The organism is Streptomyces anandii JCM 4720 (assembly GCF_014650655.1).
Lineage (GTDB): Bacteria > Actinomycetota > Actinomycetes > Streptomycetales > Streptomycetaceae > Streptomyces > Streptomyces anandii.
In genome coordinates this window covers 294246-302016 of sequence record NZ_BMVJ01000009.1, presented here as the reverse complement: position 1 = coordinate 302016, position 7771 = coordinate 294246, and the positions used below count along the sequence as shown (strand labels likewise).

7 protein-coding genes and 3 pseudogenes are annotated in these 7771 nt (G+C 72.1%); 6 read left to right on the top strand and 4 right to left on the bottom strand.

Going from position 1 to position 7771, the window contains the following annotated elements:
- Positions 1-203, top strand: a pseudogene (locus tag IE249_RS18840) (hypothetical protein); the annotation flags it as partial.
- Between the two features lie 28 nt (positions 204-231).
- Positions 232-948, top strand: a complete 717-nt coding sequence (locus IE249_RS18835) for a hypothetical protein (protein ID WP_189705984.1) — start codon at positions 232-234, stop codon at positions 946-948.
- A 25-nt stretch (positions 949-973) separates the two neighbouring features.
- Here the strand turns inward: IE249_RS18835 and IE249_RS18830 are convergent, their stop codons facing one another.
- Positions 974-1393 carry an ATP-binding protein gene (locus tag IE249_RS18830; protein WP_189705983.1) on the bottom strand — a complete coding sequence of 140 codons (420 nt, stop codon included), beginning with the start codon at positions 1391-1393 and terminating at the stop codon, positions 974-976.
- A 79-nt stretch (positions 1394-1472) separates the two neighbouring features.
- On the opposite strand from IE249_RS18830, the gene IE249_RS18825 reads away from it, so the two are divergent.
- Both IE249_RS18825 and IE249_RS18820 read left to right on the top strand, forming a co-directional pair.
- The gene (locus IE249_RS18825) at positions 1473-2300 is read left to right on the top strand and encodes a helix-turn-helix domain-containing protein (RefSeq protein WP_189705982.1); all 828 of its coding nucleotides are present in this window, start codon (positions 1473-1475) and stop codon (positions 2298-2300) included.
- Positions 2297-2482 carry a DUF397 domain-containing protein gene (locus IE249_RS18820; RefSeq protein WP_189706029.1) on the top strand — a complete coding sequence of 62 codons (186 nt, stop codon included), beginning with the start codon at positions 2297-2299 and terminating at the stop codon, positions 2480-2482. Before IE249_RS18825 ends, IE249_RS18820 begins: the two co-directional genes overlap by 4 nt.
- Here the strand turns inward: IE249_RS18820 and IE249_RS18815 are convergent.
- Positions 2456-3649, bottom strand: a pseudogene (locus tag IE249_RS18815) (MFS transporter); the annotation flags it as partial. The gene IE249_RS18820 and the pseudogene IE249_RS18815 overlap by 27 nt on opposite strands.
- 91 nt (positions 3650-3740) lie before the next feature.
- Here IE249_RS18815 and IE249_RS18810 point away from each other — a divergent pair.
- Together IE249_RS18810 and IE249_RS18805 are read left to right on the top strand one after the other, a co-directional pair.
- The gene (locus IE249_RS18810) at positions 3741-4757 is read left to right on the top strand and encodes a winged helix-turn-helix domain-containing protein (protein WP_189705981.1); all 1017 of its coding nucleotides are present in this window, start codon (positions 3741-3743) and stop codon (positions 4755-4757) included.
- Positions 4754-5305, top strand: a complete 552-nt coding sequence (locus IE249_RS18805) for a glutathione peroxidase (protein ID WP_189705980.1) — start codon at positions 4754-4756, stop codon at positions 5303-5305. Before IE249_RS18810 ends, IE249_RS18805 begins: the two co-directional genes overlap by 4 nt.
- A 16-nt stretch (positions 5306-5321) precedes the next feature.
- On the opposite strand, the gene IE249_RS18800 is transcribed toward IE249_RS18805, so the two are convergent.
- Positions 5322-7169, bottom strand: coding sequence for a DUF8823 domain-containing protein (locus IE249_RS18800; protein WP_189705979.1), 1848 nt, complete (start codon positions 7167-7169; stop codon positions 5322-5324).
- Between the two features lie 185 nt (positions 7170-7354).
- Positions 7355-7771, bottom strand: a pseudogene (locus tag IE249_RS37790) (D-alanyl-D-alanine carboxypeptidase); the annotation flags it as partial.

Genomic DNA, 7771 nt, shown 5'->3' with positions numbered 1-7771 from the left:
GTGTCTCGCTGGTCGACATGGACAAGGACGGCCGCAGCGAGCTGGTCGCCGGCACGAGCAGCGAGAACGTCAACCAGGGCAACGTCTGGTACTTCAAGGCCGGCAGCGCCGGCCTGACCACCAAGGGTGTCGTCTCCTTCGGGCCGTCCTCGGTGGGCCTGCCGTCGAAGTACGCCGCGTTCGCCCGCGAAATGACCAAGTGACCGAGCCCTCACCGGCCATAATCGCCACATGATCGTCGAGGTCGGTGAGGTGCGGCGGCGGCTGCTGCGTGACGTGTTCGCGGCCGGGGAGCCGTACGGGCTCGCGCTCGGAGGGGGTCACGCGGTGCAGGCGCACGGTCTGGTCGGCCGCGTCAGCCGGGACGTCGAGTTCGCCACCGAGAGCCCGGCCGCGACGGGCGACATCGCCGCCGCGGTCGGCTCCGGGCTGGCGGAACGCGGCTGGCGCGTACGCCCGTCGGGCACGGAGGCCCTCGCCGCCCGCCTGGTCGTCGGCGATCCCGCGAGCGGCGAGGAGTGCGCCGTGCAGATCCTCAAGGAAGTGCTGTGGCGGCCGGTCGAGTCCAGCGAACTCGGGCCCGTGCTCTCGCTGGAGGACCTGGTCGGCACCCGGGTACGGGCCCTCGCCGGCCAGGGCCTCGCCCCCGATCTCGTCGACGTCCACGCGGCAGCCGCCCGCTGGAGCCACCCCGAGCTGGAGGAGCTCGGCCGCCGCCACTCCGGCGACGCCTTCGACCTCACCGACCTGCAGACCCGCCTCGTCGGCGCGGAATGGCTCGACGACCGCGAGTTCACCGCCTACGGCCTCGACGACCACGCCACCACCGAACTCCGCCGCTGGGCCCAGCAATGGGCGGACGACATCGGCGAACGCCTCCTCGAAGCCGACACCTCCCCGGAGGCCCCGGGAACTCCGGAGGCCCTGGAGGACCCGGAGGACGAGTGAGGGGTCTTCGGGCGGGCCGCCGGAATCAGTACGTGAACTCGCACCACACGTACTTCCCCGGATCGCGCTGCCCGACACCCCACTTGGCCGACAGGGCCGTCACGAGGAGCAGGCCCCGGCCGGACTCGTCGGTCGGGGTGGTCGGACTCGGGGTGCCGGGACCGCTGTCGTGGACCTCGACGCGGAGGGTGTCGCGACCGGGTAGCAGGCGGAGCCGGAATCCGCGGCCCGGTGGTACGCCGTGCAGCAGCGCGTTGGTGGTCAGTTCGCTGACGCACAGCAGGATGTCGTCGTGCGGAGGGGCCGGCACGGCCCAGTCCGACAGGGCCTGCCTGGCGAACTCACGGGCGGCCGGGACGGATTGGCGTTCGCGCCGGTAGAGACGTTCACGTACGGGTGGGGTTTCCTCATTCACGGGGTGATGGTGACGGTTCGTGTTGAGCATGGGGCAGTGAGTGCTCCCGTACGGAATGCGTGTACGGGTTCGCCCTGGTGAAGGTACGGATGGAGCAGGAGTCCGTGGGATGAGTGGTGGAACGCGGTCCCGCAGGAAGAACGCGTCGGCGATGCGCATGGTGGGAGCGCAGCTCGCCGCCCTTCGCAAGGCGGCGGGCCACACTCAGCGGTCGCTTGCCGCTCGGGTGGTCGTGGACGAGGAGACGATCGCGTCCATTGAGCAGGGCAGGCGGCCCCTCAAGGAGGACCTGGCCCAGCAACTCGACGAAGTGCTCGACACACGGGGTGTGCTGTCCGTGGCGGTGAACAACATGCCCGAGGTGGACCTGTTTCCGCGGTGGGCCGAGGAATTCATCGATCTGGAGCGTGAGGCCGTCACTCAGTCCTGGTACGAGAACCAGGTGCTGCCCGGCCTGCTCCAGACCGAGGCCTACGCGCGCGCTGTGCTGCGCAACGACGTGCCGACTCTCACTGCTGACGAGATCGAACTGCGCGTGGCCGCGCGGCTCGCGCGTCAGGAGATTCTCCACCGCAAGGATCCCCCGACCGTCTGCTTCATTTTCTCCGAGGTGACGCTGATCGACCGGCTGGGCGGCCAGGAGGTCTACGAGGAACAGCTCAGACGGCTGCTGGATTGGTCGCGGATCCCGGGCGTCACACTCCAGGTCATGCCGGTGGGGCGCGAGTTCCACGCAGGTCTCGCGGGACCGTTCATCCTGCTGGAGACCCCCGACCACCAGCGGCTCGCCTACACCGAGGCACCGCGTGGAAGCCGGATCATCGCCGACCCGGACGAGGTGTCCTATCTGGAGCGCAGGTATGCGATGCTGCGGACGCAGGCTCTCAACCCGTATGCGACCAGGAGCCTGTTGGGTCGTTTCCTAGGAGAGTCATGAGCACTGGATTGCGCTGGTTCAAGTCCAGTTACAGCAGTGATCAGGGCGGCGCCTGTCTCGAAGTCGCCGTTGCCCCCTGTGCCGTGCACGTCCGCGACTCCAAGACCGCTCCCTGCGGGGCTGCCTCCGTCACCGTCGCCCCCGCCTCCTGGGCCGCGTTCCTCCGGCTCGCTCGGCGCTGAAGAGATGCGGCGGGCCGCCGCGGCGAGGGTGAGGGTGACTGCCGCTGAGGCGGTGGCCATGGTCGTCATGGACCAGGCCGGGGTGGTGAGTTGGGCGATGGTGCCTGCCAGGGCGGCTGCTACGCCCTGCATGGTGAGCATGCCGGCCGAGTGCAGGCCCAGGGCGTGGCCGCTGAGGCCGGCCGGGGTCAGGGCCATGAGGTGCTCCTGCTGGACCAGGCTCGCGCCGAAGCCGGCCGAGGCGGCCGTGACCAGGCAGGCGGCCAGCCATACCGGGGGGTGGAGCGCGAAGAGCAGGTACGGGGCCGCCAGCAGGAGCAGGAGTGGGGTGGCCATGTGCCTGCGTACAGCCGGCGGCAGCAGGCGGCCCACCGTTACGTCGCCCGCCAGCATGCCGAGGGCGCCGCAGGCGAAGAGGGTGCCGGCCGCGGCGGGCGCGTAGGGGACGTAGAGCGATTCGCAGCCGACCACCAGGCCGTTGGGGAGCCAGAGGCCGAGGTAGGTCAGGCGGCGGGAGCGGTCGGAGAAGAGGAGGGCGTTGGTGCGCCAGGTCGCCGAGACCGAGGCGCGGCCGGTGGTGCGGGGCGGTCGCCGGGTGAGGCCGAGTCGGGCGGCTGCCGCCGCGGTGGTGTAGAGGGCGGCGGCCAGCAGGAGGCAGGCGCGCGGTGGGAGGGCGGCCAGCAGCAGGCCGCCCGTCGCGAAGCCGGTGATCTGCATCAGGCCGCTCATCATGTTGAACACCGAGCGCCCCAGCAGATAGCCGTCGCGGCCGCCGTGGGAGAGGATCTCGTTCAGCAGGCCCCAGCGGACGCCGCCGCCCAGCGAGGCCACGAGGCCCTGGGCGACGACGACGGCGAACAGGGCCCACACCGGCAGGGCGGGGACGGCGAGCAGCGCGGCGCCGGCGGCGAAGGCGAGGGAGACGCCGGCCAGCGTCCGGCGCGGGGGCAGCCGGTCGGCACCGGAGAGGAAGAGGGTCGCGCCCAGCACCTGGGCGAGCGAGGGGCCGAACATGCTCACCGCGGACAGCAGCGGCGAGCCGGTCGACCGGAACACCAGGGTGCCGAGTGCGAGACCGCTCACCGTCTGGGCCACGGTCTGCGCGGCGGAGGCGAGGAAGAGCGGGGTGAACTCCGGGGTGCGGAAGAGGTCCTGGTAGCTGCGCATGCGCCGGAGTGTGCGGGGGGCGTGGTGGTCGCCGTTATTGTTTCGCGTACGTGCGAAACATCAGCCGTGTCGAGTCGAGGGGGCCCGGTCCGTGGGGTGGTGGCAGGTGAACGCCGACACGCTCGCCGGGAGCCGGTTCCTGCTCTCGCCGCTCGCGGAGACCTTCGCGAGCCTCCAGTTGCTGCACCGGGGCGCGGCCGGGCGCCTGGGCGCGCATCCCGGCGAGCAGGCCTGGCTGCGCGCGCATCTGCCCGCCTACCGCGCGCTGCTGGCGGCCGAGCCCGTGACCGCGCTCCTCGTGCGGGCCGGCCTCGGCCGGGACTGGATCGCCGACTTCCTCACGCCGACACCCCTGGACGGGGAGAGCTTCGAGGAGGGTGTCGCACGGGTGCGTGCGACACCGCCGGACGAGGCCCGCGCCCATCTGCGGGTGTCCCTCGGCGGCCGTCCGCTGCCGGCCGCACTGGACGGCGACGACGTGCCCGAACGCGCGGCGCGGCTCCTGGAGTACGTGTGGGGCGATGCCGTACGGCCGTACTGGGACCGTCGGCGGCGCGTGCTGGAGGCGGACGTGGTGGCGCGGACCGCGCAGGTGAGCCGGGGCGGCTGGGCGGCGGTGCTGGACGCGCTGCGGCCGGGGACGCGCTGGCTCGGCGAGAACCGGCTCCAGGTCAATCTGCACGAGTATCCGCCGCGTGAGATCTCCGGCGCTGAGCTGCTCTTCGTGCCGGTGACCCCGCGGTCGGGCTGGGTGTCGTGGGACGAGCCGGCCCGGCGCTACGCCGTCGTCTACCCGTGCGCGGGCGCCCTCGCCGGCGGCGACGAGCGGCGGGCCGCCGTTCCCGCCGGCCTCGGGGCGCTGCTCGGCCGGGCCCGCGCCCAGGTGCTGGTCCTGCTCGACTCACCGCTCAGCACCACCCAGCTCACCGCCGTGACCGGGCAGGGGCTGGGCTCGGTGGGCCGCCATCTGAAGGTGCTCCTGGACTGCGGACTGGTGGAACGGCGGCGGGCCGGGCGCTCGGTGCTGTACTCCCGCACGGGCGCCGGCCAGGTCCTCGTCGAGGCGGCCGCGGGGCCGGCACCGGACGCGGTTAGCATCCGGGCATGACGACTGCAGACAGCAACAGCGACGACGTGACCGCGGCCGGCGCCTCCTCCGGCACTCCCGCCGACTCGCCCCTCGGCGTGGAGATCGGCGCCCTCCAGGGCGGCTCCGCGAACCTCGGGCAGTACGCCGGACGGGCCGTCCTCATCGTGAACGTGGCCTCCAGGTGCGGGCTGACCCCGCAGTACGCCGGTCTCGAACGGCTGCACGAGCGGTACGCCGAGCGCGGCTTCACCGTGCTCGGGGTGCCCTGCAACCAGTTCATGGGCCAGGAGCCGGGCACCGCCGAGGAGATCGCCGAGTTCTGCTCGGCCACGTACGGAGTCACCTTCCCGATGACCGAGAAGGTCGACGTCAACGGAGTGGACCGCCACCCGCTCTACGACCGCCTGACCGGCTTCGCCGACGCCGAGGGCCACGCGGGCGACATCCGCTGGAACTTCGAGAAGTTCCTCCTCGGCCGCGACGGCAAGGTCGCCGCCCGCTTCTCCCCGCGGACCGACCCGGAGTCCCCGGAGGTCACCAAGGCCATCGAGGACCTCCTCGCCTGAGCCGGACCGGGCGGTCTCACTTCAGCTCGTCCGGGCACGGTGTGCCGCGTGGGAGCTGGTACGGCGCTGCCAGGCGGTAGGTGCCGGCGCGGGGGGCCAGGAGCATGGTCCACTTGTCGCCCTTGGCGTCCTGCTGGGTCTCCATCAGACAGCCGTTGACGTTGTCGTACGTCTTCGGGGCGCCCTCGGTGCGGTGCTTGGACGCCTCGGTCTCCTGGGGGGCCTTGAGGCTCTTGCCCTTCTCGTCGACGAGGCTGAGCCAGGGCGAGTACGGGATGCGGATCAGGATCCGGCCCGCCTTGCGCACCTCGATGGTCAGCTCGCCCTGCTCGGCGCGGTCCACGACCGCGCCGGGCTCGGCGAGCGGCGCCGGGTCGGTCACCTGGAACAGCTGCCAGTTGGCGTCGCCCCAGATCTGCCGCAGATAGGGCATCCCCCGCCGCACCAGCGCGCGTTCGCGTTCGCCGCCGTCGCCGTCCGGGTCGTCCTTGGGCAGCACCACGTAGTGGACGGCCCAGCGCTGGAGCCACTCGTGGTAGTTCGCGGAGTTGAGGGTGTCGTCGTAGAAGAGCGGGTTGCGCTCCATGTCGGCCTGACGGTTCCAGCCGCGGGCCAGGTTGACGTACGGCGCGAGGGCGGACGCCTCGCGGTGGGAGCGGGCCGGGACCACCTCGACGCGGCCCTTCTCCGCGCCGACCTGCTGCAACTCGTTGACGAGCGGGGCCAGCTCGCGCGCCCAGGACGCGGCGGGAGTGGTGTGCACGATGTCGTCGACCGACTTGATGCCGATCCACACCACGAAGCTGACCAGGGCCAGCACGGTCACGTACCACTTGCGCGTGCGCGGCACCGTGAACGGCAGCACCGCCACCAGCACCACCCCGGCGAACAGCATCGCGAGCCGGGTGATGTTGGAGCCGATCTGGGAGCTGATCAGCCACACCAGGACCACCGAGAGGCCGTAGACCCAGGCGGTGATGCGGACCGTCTTCCACTCCTTGGGCACGAGGACGGCGGCGAGGACCGAGTACAGCAGCGGCAGGATCACAGACAGGAAGGTCATCGGCTGGGTGCCCGAGAACGGGAACAGCCAGGCCGACACCGCCACCACGGCGCTCGGGCCCAGCCCCAGCGCCCAGGCCCCCGGCCGCCGCTTCTGGAGGAACAGCGCGACCGCGATCAGGCCCACGAAGAGCCCGGCGACCGGCGAGGACATGGTGGCCAGCGCCGCCAGCGAGCCCGCGACCAGGGCCTTCGCCCAGCGCTTGTAGCGCCAGCGGTGCGGCCAGCAGAAGACGGCGGCGGCCGCGCCCAGCGCGAACATCGTGCCCAGGCCGAAGGTCACCCGGCCCGATATGGCGTTGCACAGCAGCCCGAAGACGCCCGCGAGCGCCGCCCACAGCGGGTTGCGCACCGCGCGGCTGCGGATGAGGACCATCGTCAGCAGACCCGCCGAGACCGTGCCCGCGATCATCATCGTGGTGCGCACGCCGAGCACCGACATCAGGTACGGCGACACCACGCTGTACGACACCGGGTGCATGCCGCCGTACCAGGCGAGGTTGTACGCCGAGTCGGGGTGCCGGCCGACGAACTCGGCCCAGGCGTCCTGTGCGGCGAGGTCGCCGCCGCTGTTGGCGAACGTGAAGAACCAGGCGACGTGCAGCAGACCGGCGAGGGCGGTGACGGACAGGGCGGGGCGCCGCAGCATCCGCTCCCGTACGGCCATGACGACGTCCCGGGCGGTGCGCCCGGCCCCCTCGCGGCGGCGGTCCGTGTCAGTGGCGGTGGACACGGGTATTCGCGGGCCGGCTCCCGGGCCCGGATCGGCGTCGTCGGCGCGTGTCGGCTCCGCTGTGGCCACCTGAAGGCACTCCCCGTGTCCCGTCCTCTGTTCGCGGCCGCGTCCCGCGACCGGCGACGTGCCCCGATTCGTGACGCTAGCACGCGCCCCGTCGCGGAGCTCCCGGGTGGGGCTCCCCGACGGGACGCGTGCGATCGGCGTACTGCCGGCCTGCGGCCGGTGTGCGGCCTCGGGGGCCGCCGATGTCAGCCGATGCGGGTGAGCTTGTCCGTGAAGCCCGGCTCGGTCAGGTCCTTGCGCAGGGCGACCGGGACCTGGACCGCGCCGGCCGCGCCGTCGCCGACGGTGAGCGTGCCCACCCTGGTGCCGGCCTTGGCCGTGTGCGGCACCTGGTCGGCGGCGAAGGACAGCTTCACCTTCAGCCCGGCCCAGCCCACCGCGGGCACGTCCTTCGTCACGACGACGGGCGTGTGGCCGCCGAGCTGGTCGTCCACGTACCCGACGACGTCACCCTTTTTGAGGATCTTCGCCGAGGTGAGCGCGTTCTCGGCGGCGAGCAGCGCGGTCTTGCTGACCGCGTTGGCCGTCTCGATGATGTTGGGCTTGTGCTGGCCGAGGATCGCACCGACGACGGTGACCGTCTGGCCGCCGACCTTCTTGCG